20 protein-coding genes are annotated in these 19,717 nt (G+C 49.0%); 15 read left to right on the top strand and 5 right to left on the bottom strand.

The window, feature by feature from the left end:
- Positions 1-43 precede the first annotated feature (43 nt).
- Together HMPREF3047_RS01960 and HMPREF3047_RS01955 are read right to left on the bottom strand one after the other, a co-directional pair.
- Positions 44-2,806 carry a TonB-dependent receptor domain-containing protein gene (locus HMPREF3047_RS01960; protein ID WP_070712046.1) on the bottom strand — a complete coding sequence of 921 codons (2,763 nt, stop codon included), beginning with the start codon at positions 2,804-2,806 and terminating at the stop codon, positions 44-46.
- A gap of 386 nt (positions 2,807-3,192) precedes the next feature.
- Positions 3,193-3,654, bottom strand: coding sequence for a c-type cytochrome (locus HMPREF3047_RS01955; RefSeq protein WP_070712045.1), 462 nt, complete (start codon positions 3,652-3,654; stop codon positions 3,193-3,195).
- 132 nt (positions 3,655-3,786) lie between these two features.
- Between HMPREF3047_RS01955 and HMPREF3047_RS01950 the strand changes: the two genes are divergently transcribed.
- From HMPREF3047_RS01950 to HMPREF3047_RS01925, 6 genes are all read left to right on the top strand, one after another.
- Positions 3,787-4,611: an SDR family oxidoreductase gene (locus tag HMPREF3047_RS01950; RefSeq protein WP_070712044.1), complete on the top strand. Its 825-nt coding sequence runs from the start codon at positions 3,787-3,789 to the stop codon at positions 4,609-4,611.
- Between the two features lie 113 nt (positions 4,612-4,724).
- On the top strand, positions 4,725-5,198 hold the full coding sequence (locus tag HMPREF3047_RS01945) for a Fur family transcriptional regulator (protein WP_049329244.1): 474 nt from the start codon (positions 4,725-4,727) through the stop codon (positions 5,196-5,198).
- Entirely contained in the window at positions 5,186-6,115 is a 930-nt protein-coding gene (locus HMPREF3047_RS01940; RefSeq protein ID WP_003682934.1) for a CobW family GTP-binding protein, read from the top strand. The genes HMPREF3047_RS01945 and HMPREF3047_RS01940 overlap by 13 nt, the downstream gene beginning before the upstream one ends.
- A gap of 97 nt (positions 6,116-6,212) precedes the next feature.
- Positions 6,213-7,268 carry an ABC transporter permease subunit gene (locus HMPREF3047_RS01935; RefSeq protein WP_070461485.1) on the top strand — a complete coding sequence of 352 codons (1,056 nt, stop codon included), beginning with the start codon at positions 6,213-6,215 and terminating at the stop codon, positions 7,266-7,268.
- Between the two features lie 36 nt (positions 7,269-7,304).
- Complete coding sequence (locus HMPREF3047_RS01930; RefSeq protein ID WP_070712043.1) at positions 7,305-8,345, top strand: ABC transporter permease; 1,041 nt, start codon at positions 7,305-7,307, stop codon at positions 8,343-8,345.
- A 110-nt stretch (positions 8,346-8,455) separates the two neighbouring features.
- The gene (locus HMPREF3047_RS01925) at positions 8,456-9,136 is read left to right on the top strand and encodes a sulfite exporter TauE/SafE family protein (protein WP_003680951.1); all 681 of its coding nucleotides are present in this window, start codon (positions 8,456-8,458) and stop codon (positions 9,134-9,136) included.
- An 85-nt stretch (positions 9,137-9,221) separates the two neighbouring features.
- Here the strand turns inward: HMPREF3047_RS01925 and HMPREF3047_RS01920 are convergent, their stop codons facing one another.
- The 3 genes from HMPREF3047_RS01920 to xseA form a co-directional block, all read right to left on the bottom strand.
- The gene (locus HMPREF3047_RS01920) at positions 9,222-10,031 is read right to left on the bottom strand and encodes a sulfite exporter TauE/SafE family protein (RefSeq protein ID WP_070712042.1); all 810 of its coding nucleotides are present in this window, start codon (positions 10,029-10,031) and stop codon (positions 9,222-9,224) included.
- Position 10,032: 1 nt separating this feature from the next.
- Positions 10,033-10,812, bottom strand: coding sequence for a CDP-diacylglycerol--serine O-phosphatidyltransferase (pssA, locus tag HMPREF3047_RS01915; RefSeq protein ID WP_070712041.1), 780 nt, complete (start codon positions 10,810-10,812; stop codon positions 10,033-10,035).
- A 123-nt stretch (positions 10,813-10,935) separates the two neighbouring features.
- Positions 10,936-12,285 carry an exodeoxyribonuclease VII large subunit gene (gene xseA / locus HMPREF3047_RS01910; RefSeq protein WP_070712040.1) on the bottom strand — a complete coding sequence of 450 codons (1,350 nt, stop codon included), beginning with the start codon at positions 12,283-12,285 and terminating at the stop codon, positions 10,936-10,938.
- Positions 12,286-12,466: 181 nt separating this feature from the next.
- Here xseA and lpxK point away from each other — a divergent pair, with 181 nt between their 5' ends.
- The 9 genes from lpxK to rfaD all read left to right on the top strand — a co-directional run bounded on the left by lpxK (position 12,467) and on the right by rfaD (position 19,498).
- Positions 12,467-13,477: a tetraacyldisaccharide 4'-kinase gene (lpxK, locus tag HMPREF3047_RS01905; protein ID WP_070712039.1), complete on the top strand. Its 1,011-nt coding sequence runs from the start codon at positions 12,467-12,469 to the stop codon at positions 13,475-13,477.
- Between the two features lie 64 nt (positions 13,478-13,541).
- Positions 13,542-14,207, top strand: a complete 666-nt coding sequence (locus tag HMPREF3047_RS01900) for a DUF2059 domain-containing protein (RefSeq protein ID WP_070712038.1) — start codon at positions 13,542-13,544, stop codon at positions 14,205-14,207.
- A gap of 83 nt (positions 14,208-14,290) precedes the next feature.
- Positions 14,291-14,473, top strand: a complete 183-nt coding sequence (locus tag HMPREF3047_RS01895; RefSeq protein ID WP_049329252.1) for a Trm112 family protein — start codon at positions 14,291-14,293, stop codon at positions 14,471-14,473.
- Positions 14,470-15,231: a 3-deoxy-manno-octulosonate cytidylyltransferase gene (gene kdsB / locus HMPREF3047_RS01890; RefSeq protein ID WP_070712037.1), complete on the top strand. Its 762-nt coding sequence runs from the start codon at positions 14,470-14,472 to the stop codon at positions 15,229-15,231. Before HMPREF3047_RS01895 ends, kdsB begins: the two co-directional genes overlap by 4 nt.
- Positions 15,232-15,243: 12 nt before the next feature.
- Positions 15,244-15,762 carry a hypothetical protein gene (locus tag HMPREF3047_RS01885; RefSeq protein WP_003746102.1) on the top strand — a complete coding sequence of 173 codons (519 nt, stop codon included), beginning with the start codon at positions 15,244-15,246 and terminating at the stop codon, positions 15,760-15,762.
- Between the two features lie 72 nt (positions 15,763-15,834).
- Positions 15,835-16,482, top strand: a complete 648-nt coding sequence (adk, locus tag HMPREF3047_RS01880) for an adenylate kinase (protein WP_003746105.1) — start codon at positions 15,835-15,837, stop codon at positions 16,480-16,482.
- Positions 16,483-16,592: 110 nt separating this feature from the next.
- Positions 16,593-17,333 (top strand): orotidine-5'-phosphate decarboxylase, encoded by a 741-nt coding sequence (gene pyrF / locus HMPREF3047_RS01875; protein ID WP_070712036.1) that lies wholly within the window; start codon positions 16,593-16,595, stop codon positions 17,331-17,333.
- Positions 17,334-17,390: 57 nt separating this feature from the next.
- A complete protein-coding gene (gene rfaE1 / locus HMPREF3047_RS01870) occupies positions 17,391-18,353 on the top strand; it encodes a D-glycero-beta-D-manno-heptose-7-phosphate kinase (protein ID WP_070712035.1) in 963 nt (320 codons plus the stop codon).
- Positions 18,354-18,493: 140 nt separating this feature from the next.
- Positions 18,494-19,498, top strand: coding sequence for an ADP-glyceromanno-heptose 6-epimerase (rfaD, locus tag HMPREF3047_RS01865; protein ID WP_070585737.1), 1,005 nt, complete (start codon positions 18,494-18,496; stop codon positions 19,496-19,498).
- Positions 19,499-19,717 lie beyond the last annotated feature (219 nt).

Here is a 19,717-nt window from a genome sequence, read left to right as displayed (position 1 = left end):
GATTTTGGGGAATTTTGCAAAGGTCTCATACTGATAGATAGGTTTAGAACTTATAACTGATGGTAAACAGCAAAGTCCTGCCGCGCGCATAGTTATTCAGGACAGAGCGCGTCGTGCCGCCATATTTGCCGTTGCATAAACCGTTGGCATCGCATTCGACTTCTTCATCATCTAAACCCCCTTTTCTTTCAAATACGCTGAAATAGCGCTGGGTTGCGGCATCGTTTGCAGCATCCAAAGGATCGACATAGCGTTTATTGAACGCATTTTGAATGTCGAAACGAAGAATAAGGTTTTTCTTTGGTTCATAATTGGCATAGAAATCAAAAATCATTGGCTGTCTGTTGATGCTTTCTGTTTTTTTGATCACTCTTCTGCCCATTTGATGTGAAGAGTAGGTATTGGCGCCGGTTGTACCGTCAACAAATTCCTCCTCAGTCGTCGCCCGTGTACTTTTGCCGTAATAGCGCATAATGCCGCCGATGGTCAATTTGTTGCCCAACCATCGGGATCCTAATTCAAAACGGCCATAATCTCGGGGTAAGCGTGAAATTTTGCTTAAGCCGTAGCCCTGTTTAATTTGGTCTTCTTTAGAAGAGTTGCGGGGCGATTCGCTGGCATCGCTATAATTGGTCGGCTGGTTGGTTTTTTGATATGCGTAAGACAGGGTTGTAAAAAAGCGGCCGAAATCATAGTTCATTTCCACTTCCAAACCATTTTTATGAACAGGTTTGGCATAGTTTCGATGCTGGATAGAGTATTGCAGGCCGGTGCTGGTTACCCAGCTGGGTGCTTTATCCAAATCCCACCATTTGCCATAAACATTGTGGATATAGTTGTTTATCCTGCTGCGATAGGCGACCAGTTTGAAACCCAATACATCGTCCGGCTTGAAAATCCCTTTTTTGAAGGTATTGAAGCCTATTTGGTAAGTATTGGCCTGTTCCGGCTTAAGGGCAGTATTGACGCCCGAGTCGCCGATTTGTGAAAAATACATTTCTTGAATATTCGGCATTCTATGCGTACGCGAATAGCTGATAAACGGCATAAAGTAGTCGTTGACATTGATGTTTAATGCCACCGAATGGTTTACCGCATGCTTTTTACCGGATTTGGTATAAACCGGTTCGTAAAGGTCGCAGCTTGGCGTGCAATGCTGTTTATAAATTTCAGAATCTTCTCCAAATGCTTTTTTAAAGTCTTCTTGGGTATTGAAGTAGTCGGTATATTCGCCCTTGTAGCGGTAGTTGACCATATTGGCGCTGTAATTCAATTGATAAATGCCTTTTTTCAAGGAAGTATCAAAATAGAACGTATTGAATTTTTGCTGGCCTGAAGGTTGCAATATGGTTGATTTTTGAGGAAATATTCCTTTGTCGCCTTTGAAGCGGCCTAAAAAGCTGTACAGGCCGGCATCTTGATCCGGGCCGTCGTAAAACAGGCTCAGCTCTTCCGGAAAGCGGTTTTTACTGTATTGGTTTTTAAAGAAATTGAAACCGACAGTAGTTTTTAAATCTGTTTTTTGGGGAAGTTTGAAAGAAAAGCTGTTGTTGATATCCAAAAGATTGGCCGTATTTTTGGTTTCCAAATAATCAAGCAGTCCCCATCCTGAAAAACGTGAGTTTTTCGGATATTTTTGTTTTCCCAAATTATGGGCGGCCAACACGTTTAAATCGACATAATCGCCAATGTTTAAGTTGTAATTGGCTTGGTAGTTGCGGTTTTCTACTTTGCGGCTGCCGATACGGTTGTTCATGGTACGAAGCTGAAGGTCGAGCTTGTTGTTGTCGTTTTCGTATTCCACTTTGACCAAATGGCTGTTTGAGCGTTGTTGCAGGCTGGTCGGGTCGATTGGAGTCAGATCCCATTGCGGTGCCAAATTCTCTTTCCAGCCTCTTTCCAAGTCATCGACATAATCTCTTTGCAAAACTTCAGGATCGTTATATTTTTTGGAGAAAGGGTAGTCCCAATAGCTTTTACCGACCGCATTGCGCTTGGAAAAGTCGCGAACCCAACGATTTTGCCCTTGGTCGAATTTTAATAAGTTGCGTTCAAAATATTCTTGTTTTTTACGGTCCAAATATTCTTCGCCAAAATTGCCGATACGCTGACCGCCGCCGCCTACTTTATAGTTTTGCTCGACATTACGGTGGCTGTAGCCATATAACGCGCCAAGGCGCGCACCGCTGTCAAACCATTTTTGTACTGCTCCGGTTGCCATAAAGTTGCTTTTGGTGCTGTTTGTGCCGGTCAATCCTTTGGTCAAGAGGCCGAAGGTATTGTTTCCGTGTACCACATCGTCTACCCGTAAAGTACGGAAATTGGCTGTACCGGATAAGGTATTGATGCCGTTGGCACCTGTGAAACTACCTTTGGTTACATCCACGCCGGCAATAAAATTGGGATCCAGTGCCGTACCGAATTGTGAGGAGCTGCCACTGCGTCCGGCATCGGCAGAAGTGGAATAGAAGGTTTGGGTTACGCCGTCAACCATCGTATTGACACGTCCCAAACCGCTATCGCCACGGATATTGACCGCCAATACCCCCGATCCCTTGTCTTGTTGGGTGAAAACGCCGGGCATGCTCCGAACGATGGTATCGATGTTTTCGCTGGATTGATAAACGCGTTCACGCGAACTTTTGGCTTGGCCTTCGGTAAAAACTTTTTTCTCTTTGGCAATGTGTTTGCTTTTGACTTGAATTTCATCAAGCTCTTGAGTTGAAAACTCTTCTTCTGCGTGTGCGATACTTGTTATAGCCAGTAAAGATAATGTTAGTAGATTTAATTTGAAATTCGGATTCATGATAGTTACCTCAGAAACGAAGCCGCTACTTTATAACATATTATTAAACTTTACAAATATTTTAATAATGGTTTTTATTTATTAAAAAATAAAGTAAAATTTTGTTTTAGAAGATAATCCACCCGCATATGATTCATCTGGCTGAAAAGATAAAGCAGGTCTGAATTTGAATTTGGGTGGTTGAGAAGAAGGGAGGTTTAATTGAATTTAAACAGCCGGAAGAAGAAAATTTGATTGCGATATGTGAATTGAGCCGTCGGTTTCAAATGAAACCGGTAAAAAAACATGAAATACAAAATATAAAGTTGATATAGAAAGGTTTGAAGTCAGTTGAAGAAAAGGCCGTCTGAAAATGATATTTCAGACGGCCTTTATTGTTTTAAGCCTTATTCCGGACCGCGGAATGTGTCGTGGCAAGATTTGCAGCTTGCACCGGTTTCGCCGTAAGCGGCTTTGATTTCTTCCAATTTGCCGGTTTGGGCAGCGGCGTTGAGTTTTTCAACCGCAGCGACGAATTTTTCTTCTTCGGCTTTGAATGTTGCTGTGTCTGTCCAGATGGCAGGCAGGGCGCGGCCATTGCCTTGAGGATCGGATTCAAACAGGGTGAATGGTTTTTTGCTGTTTTCAGTGAAGGTTGCGGCGGCTTGTTTGAATTTTTCTACGTCGTAAGGCTCTTCGTCTTTGACCATTTTGCCCATGCGGGTAAACTCGGGCATCATGGATTTGAACGCGGCCGTACGGTCTTCGGAAATAGGGCCTTTAGGCTGGGAAGGCGCGCCGCTGCCGCCGCAGGCGGAAAGGGTAAGCGCCACTGCTGCCAAAGCAACAGGGAGAAAACGGGTTTTCATATGGAGTGTGTCCTATTGTAATGATATGATTATCGTTAAATTTAAAATCAGCCGGCCAAACACTCAGGCCGTCTGATAAGGCGTTATCATACCTTAAACCCAAGTCTGAAACGAGTATAGAAAGGAAACGATATGGCAATTTTGATTACCGGGGCATCGGCAGGATTCGGCGCGGCGATGTGCCGAACCTTTGTTGCGGCAGGCTATCATGTCATCGGCGCGGCACGGCGCGAAGACAAATTGCAGCAGTTGGCAGAAGAATTGGGCGAGCAGTTTTACCCGTTGGAAATGGATGTTTCGCGTACAGAGTCGATTCAAAACGCTTTAAACAGCCTGCCCGAGCATTTAGCTGAAATTGATTGCCTGATCAACAATGCCGGTTTGGCTTTAGGTCTGGATTCCGCTGATAAAGCCGATTTTGGCGATTGGGAAACCATGATTCAAACCAATATCATCGGCCTGACTTTTCTGACCCGCCAGATTTTGCCGCAAATGGTAGCGCGCAAACAGGGCTACATCATCAATTTGGGTTCGATTGCCGGCAGTTATGCTTATTCAGGCAGTAATGTCTATGGCGCGACCAAGGCTTTTGTGCGCCAATTCAGTATGAACCTGCGCGCCGAATTGGCAGACAAAAACATCCGCATTACCAATATCGAACCGGGCTTGTGCGGCGATACCGAGTTTTCCAACGTCCGTTTCAAAGGTGACGACCAGCGTGCGGCCGAGGTTTATGAGAATGTCGAGTTTATCCAGCCGCAAGATATTGCCGATACCGCTTTATGGCTCTATCAACGTCCTGCGCGGATGAACGTCAATTCCATCGAAATCATGCCGGTTGCCCAGACCTTTGCAGGCATGAAAGTTTACCGTGACGCGCCTGCTCCGGTGAAGAAAGAAACGTTTGAAAAACAAAGTATGTCTTTGTTTGGAAAAATTAAATCTTGGTTTAAGTGATGGGCATCAGGCCGTCTGAACGTTTCAGACGGCCTCTTTGTTATCTGAAATTGAACAAACACGTTATAATGTAATTTTTTATTAACAAGGCCGTCTGAAAGGCTGTTTCAGTTATGAACGCAATCAAACAAAAAATCTTAGAACAAGCGCAGCGCGATGGTGTGCAGGTAACCGCTTTGCGCGAGCAAGTGCTTGATATTGTTTTGAAACAAAGCGGCGTGATTAAAGCCTACAACGTTCTGTCGCAGATGCAGCAGCAAAGCGAGGGCGTGGTTGCGCCGCCGACGGCCTACCGCGCCCTTGATTTTTGGGCGGAACAGGGCGTTTTGCACAAAGTGGCGGCGGTCAACGGCTATATTCTGTGCAGCCATGCGCAGCATGAGTGCAACGACCATTGCCATGACCATGAAGAAGCCGAAGCGCACCACAGCGCGTTTATTTTGGTTTGTACCGAATGCGGTACGGCAGATGAGCAGACCTTGAGCCAAGAATGGGCGGCATTGCGTGCAGGCGTGGCCGAAACCGGTTTCTCATTAAAAGAAGAACATGTTGTTTTAACAGGAATTTGTAAAAAATGTCAGAAGTAAAAAAGACTAAAGTCCACCTGATTTCAGGCTTCCTCGGAACAGGCAAAACCACCGCACTCAAAAGTCTGATGGCGCAAAAAGATCCGAATGAAAAATGGGTCATCATCGTCAACGAATTTGGCGAAATCGGCATTGACGGCGCTGTCTTGAGCGACAACGGCATTCCCGTCGCAGAAATCGCCGGCGGCTGTTTGTGCTGTACTGCCGGCGCACAAATGGGTACGACCGTACAAAAAATGCTGCGCGATGCCCAACCCGACCGCTTGATGATTGAAGCCAGCGGTTTGGCGCATGCCGCCAGTGTTATCGACGAATTGAAAGCCAAGCCGCTCGACAGCATGTTGGAAATCGGCGCTGTTTTTACCGTTGTCGATCCACGCCAATTCATTAATCCCGATTACGCTCAACAAGCCTTGTATAAAGACCAAATCGGCATTTGCGACGTATTGGTCGCCAGCAAAACAGACTTGTGCACGCCCGAGCAGCTGGCCGAGTTTCACGATAAAGCGGCCAAGCTGTTCCCGCCTAAAGCCAAAGTGGTTGAAGTTCAAAATGCGCAACTCGACATCCAATGGCTTGATATTCCCGTTGTCGAAAAATCGCGCTACCGCCTTAAAGCCCTGCCGGACAACACCATGGGCTTCCAGTCTCAAGGCTTCACGTTTCCTGCCGGACGTGATTTCGACGGTGAAAAACTGACCGATTTCTTCAACGACCTGCCTAAATTTACAGACGGCCTTGTGCGCGCCAAAGGCGTGTTCCAAGTGCTCGGTACATGGGTATGGCTCAACTGGGTGGACGGTCAATGGGGCGCAAACCAAGTTTCGTGGCGCCGTGACTCGCGCTTTGAGCTGATTGCCAAATCGTTTGACGCGGATTTAATTGAGAAGAAATTGCAGGAGGCCTTAGAGAAGTAAATAATCGGCCAAACGCTTATTAATCCGTTACTATATGCTGTCTGAGGTCAGTGGTTTCAGACGGCCTTCAAATCAAAAAATAGAGGAACACTTTATCATGTGGCGTTATATCTTTCATCGTTTGCTCCTTTTGATTCCCACGTTGTTGGGGATTTTGGCGATTACCTTCGCCGTCATTCAGTTTGTTCCCGGCGGTCCGGTGGAACAGATGGTTCAGCAGCTGACGCAGGGCGCGGTTGGCGGCGAAACAGCAGGACGCAGTATGCCTGGAACTTTGGCTAAAAACGGCAACCGCATCAGTGCGGAAGATTTGGCTGCTCTGAATGCTTTATACGGTTTCGACAAGCCGCCTGTGACGCGTTTTGTCGATATGGTATGGAAATTCGCCCGTTTTGATTTGGGCGAGAGCTTTTTCCACCACCAAACCGTATTTGAGTTGGTAAAAGAGAAAATGCCGGTATCGATGAGTTTGGGTTTGTGGACATTCTTCCTAACTTATTTGATATGTATTCCGTTGGGTATTGCCAAGGCGGTCAGGGATGGCAGCCGGTTTGATACGGTTACGGGTATGATCATTTTGGTCGGCTATACCGTACCGCCGTTTGTCTTGGGCTTGGTGTTGCTGGTGTTGTTTGGCGGTGGCAGCTTTTTTGCCTGGTTCCCGCAGGGCGGCTTGGTCGGCGATGATTTCGATACACTCTCTTGGGCAGGTAAAGTCAAAGATTATTTGTGGCATATGGCCTTGCCGATTACCGCTTCGGTGGCAGGCAACTTGGCGGTAATGACCGTATTGACGAAAAACGTATTCCTTGAAGAAATCCGCCGTCAATATGTTTATACCGCGCGAGCCAAGGGCTTGCCTGAGAAACAGATTCTGTGGAAACATATTTTCCGAAATGCCATGATTCCTCTGATTACCGGTTTCCCGGCCGCATTTATCGGCGCGTTCTTTACCGGCAGCCTGTTGATTGAAACGTTGTTCTCGCTGGACGGATTGGGTTTGTTGTCTTACGAGGCAGTGATGAAACGCGATTATCCTGTCGTAATGGGTACGCTGTACGTGTTCACGCTGATGGGGTTGTTGGCTAAATTGGTGTCAGATATTTCGTATTCGTGGGTCGATCCGCGCATTCACTTTGGCGGACAGAAATAAGGCCGTCTGAAAATATCTTCAATCCATTATTAAAGAATGTTTCGAACCATGAAAAAGAAAAAATCTACTTCAAACCCTACTTGGCAAGCCTTTAAACAGCATAAGCGCGGTTGGTTGGCTTTGCGGATTTTGGCCGTTTTGTTTGTCGTCACTTTGCTTGCACCTTTGTGGAGCAACGACAAACCTTTGTGGATACGTTATCAGGGCGAGTATTTCTTCCCCTTGGTAAACGAATACAACGAAGCCACATTTGGCGGCGATTTCGATACGCCGGCGGATTATCTGGATCCGCTTATCCGCCACAACATTACTTCAGACGGCAATTTTGCCTTTTACCTGCCCAATCCTTACGATGCCGATACCTTGAACGATTTTGATACGGTACCCGATCCGGCCAAACCGTCCGAACGGCATATCTTGGGAACGGACGATCGCGGCCGCGACCTTTTGGCGCGCTTGGTTTACGGTTTCCGTGATTCGCTGTTGTTTGCCTTGGTGTTGACCGTGGTGACTACCGTGATTGGCGTGATTGCAGGCGCGGTGCAGGGTTATTTCGGCGGCAAAACCGACCTTCTGATGCAGCGTTTTATCGAGGTTTGGGGCGGTATGCCGGAGCTGTACCTCTTGATTATCCTGTCTTCGTTCTTTAATCCGGGGCTGTTGATTTTGCTGGTGTTGCTGTCGCTTTTCGGCTGGATGGGCTTGTCCGACTATGTCCGCGCCGAGTTTTTGAAAAACCGTCAGGCCGATTATGTTTTGGCGGCGCGCGCGATGGGTGTGGGCAACCGTGAAATCATGTGGCGCCATATCCTGCCCAACAGCTTGACGCCGGTATTGGCCTTCCTGCCTTTCCGTATTTCTGGCGCCGTACTTGCCCTGACCAGTTTGGACTTCTTGGGCTTGGGCGTACCTGCCTCACAGGCAAGTTTGGGTGAGTTGCTGGCGCAAGGCAAAGACAACTTGGACGCATGGTGGATTGGCATGTCTGCCGTTGCTACACTGACGGTAATGCTGCTTTTGCTGGTCATGATCGGCGAAGGTTTGCGTCAGGCATTTGACGTACGCGCACGCAGTTAATTGCTTTTCTAAAGCGTGAAAAGGATGGGCGGCAAAGCCTGTCCTGCATTCTTAGGGCCGTCTGAAAAGTTTCAGACGGCCTCATCCATTCGTTTGAATCATTAAAAATCATGAATCAAGAAATCACATTTCTTACTCTTTTTCTACTCGGCTTTTTCGGCGGAACGCATTGCGTCGGCATGTGCGGCGGATTGAGCAGCGCATTTGCTTTGCAGCTACCGCCACATTTAAACCGAATCGGGCTGATTGTATTGTTGAACTTGGGGCGCATCAGCAGCTATGTCGTCATTGGCCTGTTGGTCGGTTTGGTTGGGCAGGTCGGCATTTCCTTGGACGATACGCGCGCGGTTCAAAACGGTTTGTATATTGCCGCCAATGTTTTGCTGCTTTTACTTGGGCTGTATCTTGCCGGTATTTCGACTGCCGCAACCAAAATCGAAGGCATCGGCAAACCGATATGGAAACGCCTGAATCCTTTGTTAAACAAATTGCTGCCGATTAAATCAGTGCCTGCCTGTTTCGGCGTGGGCGTGCTTTGGGGCTGGCTGCCTTGCGGTTTGGTGTACAGCGCGTCTTTGTATGCTTTGGGCAGCGGCAATGCCTTGCACGGCGGGCTGTATATGCTGGCGTTTGCATTGGGGACCTTGCCGAACCTGCTTGCGATGGGCATATTTGCAGCGCAGTTGAAAACCTTTCTGCAGAAACGTATGGTTCGTTTGTGCGCCGGATTATTGGTAGCAGGATGGGCGATATGGCGCTTGGCTGTATTTGCGATGGGGCAAATCGGGTAAGGTAAAAAGGTTTTATTTAGTTTGTTGTTTTGCAATCAAAAAGGCCGTCTGAAAGATTTTCAGACGGCCTTTTTCACAAGAAAGATTAATGTATTAAATTCCAAGCCATCTTGGCGGCAATCAGCAGCAACATGATGCCGAAGGCGATTTTGAGTTTTCGGGCGGGCAGCTTGTGCGCCGTTTTTACGCCGAGCGGAGCAAAGAGGATGGTGGCAACGCTCAATATGGCCACGGCCGGAAGATAGATAAAGCCTGCCGCGCCTTCAGGCAGGTTGGCAATATGCAAACCGTTGGCAAAATAGCCGATGGTGCCGGCAATTGCAATCGGCCATGCCAGACCTGAAGATGTGCCGATGGCACGGTGTGCCGGAAAGTTGCAATACAGCAGAAATGGAACGGATAGTGAACCGCCACCGATACCGACCCAACTTGAAGCCGCCCCAAAAAGCGTACCGACGGCTGTCAGACCGGGGAGTTCAGGCAGGGTGCGTGAAGGTTTGGGTTTGGAATCGCATAGGGTTTTAAGTGCGATAAAGGCAAGAAATGCAATAAAGAAAACTTGCAAGGTTAGCGTCGGCATATATTTTGCCGTTGCCGCGCCGAGGAGTACGCCGAGTATCATGCCAGGCGTCATTCGGCGGACGGTCGCCCAATCGATGGCGTGCTTTTTATGTTGGGCGAACATACTGGAGAAGGTGGTAAACACCATGACGGCAAAGGAAGTGCCGATGGCGAGATGCTGGGCATAGGGGTGAGCGCCTATGCCTTGCAGCTGCAACGCCCATAAAACAACGGGAACAATCAACGTGCCGCCGCCTACGCCGAATAGTCCGGCAATAAAGCCCGCCGCGCTACCGACAGCGAGCAGGGCAAGGATGATGTCCCAAGACCACATTTCAGACGGCCTTATTGTGTTTGTGAGTTTTGTGGCGTTTTTTAAACCAGCGGATGACTGCCATCACATAACCGGACAGGCTGTAACCGAGGAAGAATAAGAAGAGGACGAGCGAAGGCTTCCAGTTGATGAGCAGCAATACCAACACGGCCAATACCATGCCCATAAACGGCACTTGGCGGCGGATGTTAATTTCTTTGAAGCTCCAAAACGGAATCTGCACAATCATGGAAATACCGGCAAACAGGGTGATACCCAATGCCCACCAATGCACGCCGGGGAAGCGTTCAAAGCTGTGGTTAACCCAAATCAGGCCTACAATCAACGCAGCGGCGGTCGGGCTTGGAACGCCGATAAACCAGCGTTTATCGACTTTGCCGATGAGCGTGTTGAACAGTGCCAAACGCAGGGCGGCGCAGGCGCAGTAGATAAAGGCGACGGAATAACCGATTTTGCCAAACTGCCAAAGTTGCCATTTGTAGACGATCAGGGCAGGCGCCACGCCGAAGCTGACCATATCGGCAAGGCTGTCGAGCTGTTCGCCGAACGCGCTCTGGCTGTTGGTCAAACGGGCAACGCGTCCGTCCATGCCGTCGAGCAGCATGGAAAGGAAAACTGCAATCGCCGCCGTTTCATAACGTCCGTGCATGGACTGGGTAATGGCGAAGAATGCGCAAAACAGTGCGGCGATGGTAAAGGAATTGGGCAGCAGGTAAATGCTGTTTTTGCGGATGGAGTTGCGTGGAGGAATCGGATTTTCTGTATTTTGTGCGTTGTCCATAATGTTTCCGTATATGCTGCGGGTGCAGATGAGGCATTATACCGCATTGGCAGGTTAAGGATTTTTAAAAGGCAGACATAGTTTCACTTCAATCGCATAAAGTTTCAGACGGCCTTTATTTTGTCAGTCAAACAACTCGCCTTGTGCCTGCTCTTTGGTCACGCGTACGTCGGTTTCGCCGTCGGCAAAAGTGATGTGCAGTTTTTGACCTTGTTTCAACGTATCGGCATTGCGGATGACTTGTCCGCGTGTGTTTTTGACGACGGAGAAACCTCGCTCCAGAATATGCTGCGGCGATACGGCTTCGAGCAATGCGGCTTGGGCGGTCAGGCTTTGACGGCGGTGGGTGAGCAGTTGGCGGAAGGAATGCGATAGGGCCGTCTGAAAGCGGTCGATATTTTGTGTGTAACCGGAAACATCAGGACGGCAATGTTTCAGGGTTTGGGTTTGGCGTTCAAAACGGGCGGTGTGGGCGCGGAGGTTTTGCGTCATCGAGTAAGACAGCGTTTGCGCCAGTTTGCTGATTGAAGCGCGCTGATCGTCAAGTTTTTGGCGCGGATGACGGATTTGCCGTGTGAGCCAGTCGAGTTTTTGGCTGGCATCGAAATAGCGTTGTTCCAAAACGGTTTTCAGACGGCCTTGCGCTTGGGCGAGACGGTGTAGCGATTCTTGGCGGTTGGGGCTGACCAATTCTGCCGCGCCGGTCGGTGTCGGTGCGCGCACGTCGGCAACAAAATCGGCAAGCGTGAAATCGGTTTCGTGTCCTACGCCACTGACGACCGGAATCGCGCAGGCTTCGATGGCGCGCACGACCGGCTCTTCATTAAACGCCCACAAGTCTTCAATGCTGCCGCCGCCGCGACAGACAATCAGTACATCGCATTCGGCGCGTTGCGAAGCGGTTTTAATCGCTTGGGCAATTTGCAATTCACTGCCCGTGCCTTGAACGGGTGTCGGATAAACGATAACGGGGATTTCGGGTGCGCGGCGGTTTAAGGTGGTCACGACATCGCGCAAAGCCGCCGCCGCCAGGCTGGTGACGATGCCGATACATTGCGGACGGGCGGGTAATGGTTTTTTGCGTTCCGCTGAAAACGCGCCTTCCGCCTGCAACTGCGCTTTCAATCGTTCATAGGCTTCGTAAAGCTGCCCCAAACCTTTGAGCCGTACTTCGTTTACGGTAATCTGAAATTCTCCACGCGCTTCATAAATGCTGATTTTTCCTGATACTTCGATATGGTCGCCTTCTTTCAAAGGCTTCGCCAAGCGCATAGCCGCGCCCTTAAACATCGCGCAACGCACCTGCGCGCGGCTGTCTTTGAGCGAGAAATAATAATGTCCGCTGGCGGCACGGGTCAGGTTGGATACTTCACCGGCAATCCACAAGCCTGCAAGATGGTCTTCCAGCAAGGCTTTGGCGAGGGCGTTGAGTTCGGATACGGAAATGGAGGAGGGCGCGAAAAGTTCGGACATTGCGAAACAGGAAAAATTTAGGAAAGTTGAATTATAAGGGTTTTAGAGCGATTCGTTGTATTCGTTTTCATGAAACTTGCGCCCTTTGTTTTAATATTATCAAAGCTGCATGTTCAGACGGCCTTGTCTGGGCGGGCTTGTGTTATATTATCGTTTGATTTTCGCCTCAAAAGCCGTGCGTATGCCCAAACTCCACCAAATTATCGAACGCCATTGGCAATCCCCCAATCCGTTTTTGTCTTTGCTGCTGAAACCCTTATCCAAGCTGTTTGCCAAAATTGCGGCGAAACGGCGCGATGATTTTGTTTCAGGCCGTCTGAAAAGCGAAAAATTGCCAGTGCCTGTGGTGGTGGTCGGCAATATCCATGCAGGCGGAACAGGGAAAACGCCGATAGTCGCCGCGCTGGTGTCGGATTTGCAGGAAAAGGGCATTAAGGTCGGCATCATCAGCCGAGGTTACGGGCGCAAGAGCAAGGCGGTTCATGTATTGAATACAGCTAGCAGTGCGGCAGATGCAGGCGACGAGCCTTTATTGCTGTTTCGCCAAACCGGTGCGCCCACGGCGGTAGGTAGCAGCCGCGCAGAAGCAGGCAGGGCATTGCTTGCGGCGCATCCGGAGCTTGAATTGATTGTGACCGACGACGGCTTGCAACATTATGCCTTGCAACGCGATATGGAAATTGCCGTATTCCCGGCGGCAGATACAGGACGTACCAATTTGGATTTACTGCCCAACGGCAGCTTGCGCGAACCTTTGTCTCGGTTGGCTTCCGTTGATGCGGTCGTCGTCAGTGGCGGAAAAGCAGATACGGCATTCAGGCCGTCTGAAAATATGTTTGCCAGCCATATTGAAACAGGGCAGATTTACCGTTTGAATAGGCCGTCTGAAAAATTGGATTTGGCGGGTTTGGGAAATCAAACCGTCGCCGCTGTCGCCGGTATCGCCAAGCCGGAGCGTTTTTTCAATACGTTGCAAAGCCTGAATATCGCTTTGAAACAAACCGTTGCCTTGCCTGATCATGCAGATATTACGGCCGCGGATTTGCCGGACGCAGATGTGGTGATTATCACGGAAAAGGATGCGGTCAAATTTTCAAACGGCCACGACCTGAATCATGTGTGGGTCTTGCCTGTTTATGCGATAATTAAGCCGGACTTGGCGGCGTTTGTATCCGCGAATGTTTCAATCTAAATGCTTATAGATGTTTCACAGATGTTTTAAAGATGGTCTTCAAACTACGCGATAGGAGTAAATCATGAAGTTAAAATATTTGTTGGTCGCTTGTGCAGCTTTATTTGTATCTACTCAAAGTTTAGCTGCCAAACCAAGTGATGAATCTGCAATGAAATGGTTGGAGATTCAAGGGATAAGCAATAATTATAGCGAGAAAGTGCAACGTTCTTTGGAGATGGTGAATAAAGAGGACAATGAGCGCTTGTTAACGATGACGCCCAAAGCTCAAAAAGCGCAGATGAAGGCGGTCATCAGCCGTTATATGAAAAACATGCAAGATGATTTGAGCCGCCCTGAGTTGAAAAAACAATGGTTGGATGAAGAAAAGCGTGCCGTACAGAAAGTATTTACACAAGAAGAAGTCGATGTGCTCAACCGCTTTTTCTCTTCCCCTCGGGGCAAGGGTATTTTGAAAAAAGTCAATCATCTCAGACAGCATGGCGGAGATATTGATAATGTGCTGAGCCAAGCAGACGTGGACAGCATGGCAAAATTGTTTGAGCATGGGGCCGGTAAGTCTGCATTTGAAAAGATGGAACGTTTCGATAAATTGAATGATGAGATTGTTAAAAAGACAATGAGCAACAACTATATCAACGCAAGCAGGAAATATACGCCCGCTTTTGAGGCGCAAACGCGTGATATTTTGTGTAAGGGCAATAAACATTCTTCGGAATGTGCCAAATAATGTGCAGGCCGTCTGAAAATATTGATATTTATACTGTCCGAATCATCTCAGATGGCCTTGATATAACTACCGAAAGTAACCCCATGGAAAAAAAATTCTTAGACATCCTCGTTTGTCCTGTAACCAAAGGCAAACTCGAATACCATCAAGACAAACAGGAATTGTGGAGCCGTCAGGCGAAGTTGGCTTATCCGATTCGTGACGGCATCCCTTATATGTTGGAAAACGAAGCGCGCCCGTTGAGCGAAGAGGAACTGAAGGCATGACCGAATTTGTCGTATTGATTCCGGCGCGGTTGGATTCTTCACGTCTGCCGGGTAAGGCTTTGGCCGATATTCACGGTAAACCGATGGTTGTACGCGTTGCCGAGCAGGCGGCGAAAAGCAAGGCTGCGCGTGTTGTCGTTGCCACCGACCATCCTGATATTCAGACGGCCTGTCAGGCGCATAGCGTCGAAGTGGTCATGACTTCCAATCAACATGAAAGCGGTACAACGCGCCTTGCCGAAGCGGCCAATACGCTGAAACTGCCGCAGCATCTGATTGTTGTGAACGTACAAGGCGACGAGCCTTTAATCGATCCCGAACTTATCAACCGTACAGCCGAAGTTTTGGTTGAAAACAATGTGCAAATGGCGACCGCCGCCCACGAATTGCACGATTTTGACGAGTTTATAAATCCTAACGTCGTCAAAGTCATCCTCGACAAAAACCGCAACGCCATCTATTTCAGCCGCGCCCCGATTCCTTATCCGCGCGATGTGATGCGTGCCGAAAAACGCGAATTACCTTCTGAAACAGCCGTTTTGCGCCATATCGGCATTTATGCCTATCGTGCAGGCTTCCTGCAACGCTATTCGGAAATGGATGTTTCTCCTTTGGAAACCATCGAATCGCTGGAACAGTTGCGCGTCCTGTGGCACGGTTATCCGATTGCTGTTGAAATTGCCCAAGAAGCGCCAGCCGCCGGCGTGGATACGCAGGAAGATTTGGACAGGGTAAGGGCTGTGTTCGAGGCCGTCTGAAAGGAAAAAAACATGAATGATTTACGCCATTTGAGCCGTGACGAACAAAAACTGCTTGCCGATGTCGCTTTGCTGGTCAAAGACGACGATCAAGAGTTCAACTACGAAATGTTGAAAGTGGCCGCGCCCGACGAGGCCAGCGGCGAATTTTGGTTTCGCATGGCAGAAATGCTCAGCACCCTGCCGCCCAACCAATCCCTAGATTTGCGCATGACCGGCGGACGGTTGGCGGTCGCTGTATCGATTTTATCGGTGTTGTTGCAGGAAAGCCCCGATATTCCCCAGCTTTGGGCACAAAAAGTGATTGCGCTCAACTATCTGGCACACGGCCATCGGACACGCGCCCTCGGTTTGGCGCAACAGCCGGACAAAGCGGCAGAAGCCAACGAGGAAGAATATTTGGCAAAAGCCTTGTCCCAAAATCTACTTTCCACGTTGAAGGACGCGTTGGAACGCTTCCCCGAAGACAGCTGGTTTATCGAAATGCGCGATGATGCGTGGCAGCACTTTGGCGCAGAGCAGGCCGTCTGAAGTTTTGAACGATAAACGCAAGGCGTGTAGAATTAAACAAACATCAAATCCATAAACCAAGAAGGACTCATCATGAAAGTATTATTGTTGGGCGCACCCGGCGCAGGCAAAGGCACACAGGCCCAATTCATCACCGCCGCATTCGGCATTCCTCAAATTTCTACCGGCGACATGCTCCGCGCGGCCATCAAAGCAGGTACCCCGCTGGGTTTGGAAGCAAAAAAAATTATTGATGAAGGCGGTTTGGTGCGCGACGACATCATCATCGGCATGGTGAAAGAACGCATCGCCCAAGACGACTGCAAAAACGGTTTCCTGTTTGACGGTTTCCCACGCACATTGGCACAAGCCGAAGCGATGGTTGAAGCAGGCGTGGATTTGGACGCGGTTGTTGAAATCGACGTACCCGACAGCGTGATTGTCGACCGCATGAGCGGTCGCCGCGTGCATTTGGCTTCCGGCCGTACTTACCACGTTACTTACAATCCGCCTAAAGTCGAAGGCAAAGACGACGTAACCGGCGAAGATTTAATTCAACGCGACGACGACAAAGAAGAAACCGTGAAAAAACGCCTTGCCGTTTACCACGAGCAAACCGAAGTTTTGGTTGATTTTTATAGCAAACTGGAAGGCGAACACGCGCCGAAATACATCAAAGTCGACGGCACCCAAGCAGTAGAAGCCGTGAAAGCCGAAGTATTGAAAGGTTTGGGCAAATAAGTTTTGCCGAAGTAAAATCATGAGGCCGTCTGAAAAAATATTTTCAGACGGCCTTTTGTGTACAAAAGCTGTTAAAATCGAAGCTATAACCGTTTATCCGCAGGCATCTTATGAATCCCTTGATCTCCGACTTTCAAACTCAGCAACAACGTACTCCCGTCATCGTCGCCCTCGATTTTGCCAACGAAAAAGATACGCTCGGATTTGTCCGTAATCTTGACCCGACATTGTGTCAAATCAAAATCGGCAAAGAGCTGTTCACCGCAACCGGCCGTAATTTGGCAGAAAGCTTAATCAATCAAGGTTTCAAACTTTTCCTCGATTTGAAATACCACGATATTCCCCACACAGTCGCTCAGGCCTGTAAAGTTGCCGCCGATATGGGCGTTTGGATGGTCGATATGCACGCCTCCGGTGGCCGCCGCATGATGGAAGCCGCAGCAGAAGCCGTTGCCGGATATCAAACCAAGCCGCTTTTGATCGGCGTAACCGTGTTGACCAGCATGGAACAAAGCGACTTGGCAGAAATCGGTTTGAACATCGCCCCTGAAGAACAAGTCATCCGCTTGGCGAAACTGGCGCAAAGTTCGGGCTTGGACGGCGTGGTATGTTCCGCTCAAGAAGCCGCACCATTGCGCCGTGAATTGGGACAGGATTTTGTCTTGGTCACACCGGGCATCCGCTTGGACGTTGCCGGCAATAATGACGACCAACGCCGTATTATGACACCGGCCGAAGCATTGGCCGCTGGTTCAACCTATTTGGTAATGGGCCGTCCAGTAACCAAAGCTGCCGATCCGGTAGCCGTATTGCGTGAAGTGAACCGCGTGGTAAACCTTGAAGCAAACTGATTTTCAGGCGACCTTACAGGTTGAGGCCATCTGAAAAAAAAACACAACGGAGGCAATATGCCCACCAAGTTCCAACAAGAAACCCTCAAATCCCGTTTTGCACAAGCCAAAGTCCTGGTTGTCGGCGATGTGATGCTCGACCGCTATTGGTTTGGCGATGTGTCCCGTATTTCTCCTGAAGCCCCTGTGCCGGTGGCGAAAATCGCCCGTATCGACCAGCGGGCGGGAGGGGCGGCAAACGTTGCGCGCAATATTGCCTCATTGGGCGGTAAAGTAGGGCTGTTGTCCGTGACCGGCGATGACGAAGCTGCAGATGCACTGGACACATTGATGGTGCAAGATGGCGTTTCTTCCTATCTGATGCGCGACAAGCAAATTGCGACTACTGTGAAATTGCGCGTTGTTGCCCGTAATCAGCAGCTTATCCGACTTGATTTTGAAGAATCGCCTCATCGTGAGGTGTTGGAACAAATCAAGCATCAATACCGCGAAGTGTTGCCTGAATACGATGCCATTATTTTTTCAGATTACGGCAAGGGTGGCCTGTCGCATATTTCCGATATGATCGATTGGGCGAAACAGGCCGGTAAACCTGTTTTAATCGACCCCAAAGGCGACGATTACGAAAAATATGCCGGCGCTACGCTGATTACGCCGAATCGTGCAGAATTGAAAGAAGTGGTGGGCAGCTGGAAAAACGAAAACGATTTGACCGAGAAAGCCCAAAATCTGCGCCGTCATCTTGACTTGACCGCGATTTTGCTGACACGAAGCGAAGAGGGGATGACCCTGTTCAATGAGGGCGAGCCGATTTATCAGCCTACACGGGCTCAAGAAGTCTATGATGTATCCGGTGCGGGCGATACCGTTATTGCCGGAGTGGGCTTGGGTTTGGCCGCTGGTTATACCATGCCCGAAGCCATGCACCTTGCTAATACTGCAGCGGGCGTTGTCGTGGCAAAACTTGGTACGGCGGTTTGCTCGTTTGCAGAGTTGAATAAGGCATTGGAAGAGCAATAATGATTGTTTCAGACGGCCTTAAAATTCTAAATGCCGTCTAAAAATAGAGTTGGAAAATAATCCAGACAGACAAGTTTTTATTTTCAGACGGCATGATTTCTTCAAGGCCGTCTGAAAAATCAAAATAAAGGAAATTCATTATGACCATTATCGTAACAGGCGCGGCCGGCTTTATCGGCAGCAATATCGTCAAAGCACTTAACCAGCGCGGTATTACTGACATTGTTGCCGTTGACAATTTGAGCAAAGGCGAAAAATTTAAAAACCTTGCCGAGTGTGAAATTGCCCACTATCTCGATAAACACGAATTTATCCGCCAAGTGCGCGGCCATCTTCTGCCTTATGACGATATCGAAGCCGTTTTCCATCAAGGCGCATGTTCCGATACCATGAATCATGACGGCCTTTACATGATGGACAACAACTATCAGTACACGCTCGACCTCTTAGATTGGTGTCAGGACGAACGTATTCCGTTCCTCTATGCCTCCAGCGCCGCCGTGTACGGCAAAGGCGAAATCTTCCGTGAAGAGCGCGAACTGGAAAAACCACTCAATGTGTACGGCTACTCTAAATTCTTGTTTGACCAAGTATTGCGCCGCCGCATGAAAGAAGGCCTGACCGCCCAAGTCGTCGGCTTCCGCTACTTCAATGTTTACGGACAACAAGAGCAACACAAAGGCCGTATGGCATCCGTCGCCTTCCATCATTTCTACCAATACCGCGAGCATGGTTATGTCAACCTATTCGGTGCCAATGATGGCTACGGCAATGGCGAGCAAACACGCGACTTTGTCAGCGTAGAAGACATTGCCAAGGTTAACCTTTACTTCTTCGATCATCCCGAGCTTTCAGGCATCTTCAATCTCGGTACAGGTCGTAGCCAACAGTTTAACGATCTTGCCGCTGCCACCGTCAACGCCTGCCGTGCAGCCGAAGGCAAGCCTGAAATGAGTTTGAAAGAGTTGGTTGAAGAAGAACTTATTCGTTATATCCCATTCCCAGATGCGCTTAAAGGCAAATATCAGAGCTTTACTCAAGCGGATATCACCAAGCTGCGCGAAGCCGGGTATAAAGAAGAATTCTTGGATGTAAAACAAGGCGTCAGCCGTTACGTTAAATGGATGCTGGAGAACTTGGTTTAAGTCCTTCTGATTTGAATGATAAGGCCGTCTGAAAAACTTTCAGACGGCCTGAGACCTTTGCAAAATTCCTTTTCCCCCGACAGCCGAAACCTAAACAAAGATTTTCGGCTGTTTCCATCCCAAATCACTCCTGATTCCACTCAAATACTCTCTTAATCCCTCTTGGATACCTGATAATCAGGCATCCGACCGCCTTTTAGGCGGCAACAGGCACACTTA

Source organism: Neisseria sp. HMSC075C10 (genome assembly GCF_001815615.1).
Classification (GTDB): Bacteria; Pseudomonadota; Gammaproteobacteria; order Burkholderiales; family Neisseriaceae; genus Neisseria; species Neisseria subflava_A.
The sequence above is the reverse complement of the archived record's forward strand: the minus strand, read 5'-3'. Positions and strand labels throughout refer to the sequence as shown.

Excerpts from the sequence above, each read along its gene's own strand:
- HMPREF3047_RS01960 (WP_070712046.1), bottom strand. The coding sequence starts at position 2,806 with ATGAATCCGAATTTCAAATTAAATCTACTAACATTATCTTTACTGGCT.
- HMPREF3047_RS01955 (WP_070712045.1), bottom strand. The coding sequence starts at position 3,654 with ATGAAAACCCGTTTTCTCCCTGTTGCTTTGGCAGCAGTGGCGCTTACC.
- HMPREF3047_RS01950 (WP_070712044.1), top strand. The coding sequence starts at position 3,787 with ATGGCAATTTTGATTACCGGGGCATCGGCAGGATTCGGCGCGGCGATG.
- HMPREF3047_RS01945 (WP_049329244.1), top strand. The coding sequence starts at position 4,725 with ATGAACGCAATCAAACAAAAAATCTTAGAACAAGCGCAGCGCGATGGT.
- HMPREF3047_RS01940 (WP_003682934.1), top strand. The coding sequence starts at position 5,186 with ATGTCAGAAGTAAAAAAGACTAAAGTCCACCTGATTTCAGGCTTCCTC.
- HMPREF3047_RS01935 (WP_070461485.1), top strand. The coding sequence starts at position 6,213 with ATGTGGCGTTATATCTTTCATCGTTTGCTCCTTTTGATTCCCACGTTG.
- HMPREF3047_RS01930 (WP_070712043.1), top strand. The coding sequence starts at position 7,305 with ATGTTTCGAACCATGAAAAAGAAAAAATCTACTTCAAACCCTACTTGG.
- HMPREF3047_RS01925 (WP_003680951.1), top strand. The coding sequence starts at position 8,456 with ATGAATCAAGAAATCACATTTCTTACTCTTTTTCTACTCGGCTTTTTC.
- HMPREF3047_RS01920 (WP_070712042.1), bottom strand. The coding sequence starts at position 10,031 with ATGTGGTCTTGGGACATCATCCTTGCCCTGCTCGCTGTCGGTAGCGCG.
- pssA (WP_070712041.1), bottom strand. The coding sequence starts at position 10,812 with ATGGACAACGCACAAAATACAGAAAATCCGATTCCTCCACGCAACTCC.
- xseA (WP_070712040.1), bottom strand. The coding sequence starts at position 12,285 with ATGTCCGAACTTTTCGCGCCCTCCTCCATTTCCGTATCCGAACTCAAC.
- lpxK (WP_070712039.1), top strand. The coding sequence starts at position 12,467 with ATGCCCAAACTCCACCAAATTATCGAACGCCATTGGCAATCCCCCAAT.
- HMPREF3047_RS01900 (WP_070712038.1), top strand. The coding sequence starts at position 13,542 with ATGAAGTTAAAATATTTGTTGGTCGCTTGTGCAGCTTTATTTGTATCT.
- HMPREF3047_RS01895 (WP_049329252.1), top strand. The coding sequence starts at position 14,291 with ATGGAAAAAAAATTCTTAGACATCCTCGTTTGTCCTGTAACCAAAGGC.
- kdsB (WP_070712037.1), top strand. The coding sequence starts at position 14,470 with ATGACCGAATTTGTCGTATTGATTCCGGCGCGGTTGGATTCTTCACGT.
- HMPREF3047_RS01885 (WP_003746102.1), top strand. The coding sequence starts at position 15,244 with ATGAATGATTTACGCCATTTGAGCCGTGACGAACAAAAACTGCTTGCC.
- adk (WP_003746105.1), top strand. The coding sequence starts at position 15,835 with ATGAAAGTATTATTGTTGGGCGCACCCGGCGCAGGCAAAGGCACACAG.
- pyrF (WP_070712036.1), top strand. The coding sequence starts at position 16,593 with ATGAATCCCTTGATCTCCGACTTTCAAACTCAGCAACAACGTACTCCC.
- rfaE1 (WP_070712035.1), top strand. The coding sequence starts at position 17,391 with ATGCCCACCAAGTTCCAACAAGAAACCCTCAAATCCCGTTTTGCACAA.
- rfaD (WP_070585737.1), top strand. The coding sequence starts at position 18,494 with ATGACCATTATCGTAACAGGCGCGGCCGGCTTTATCGGCAGCAATATC.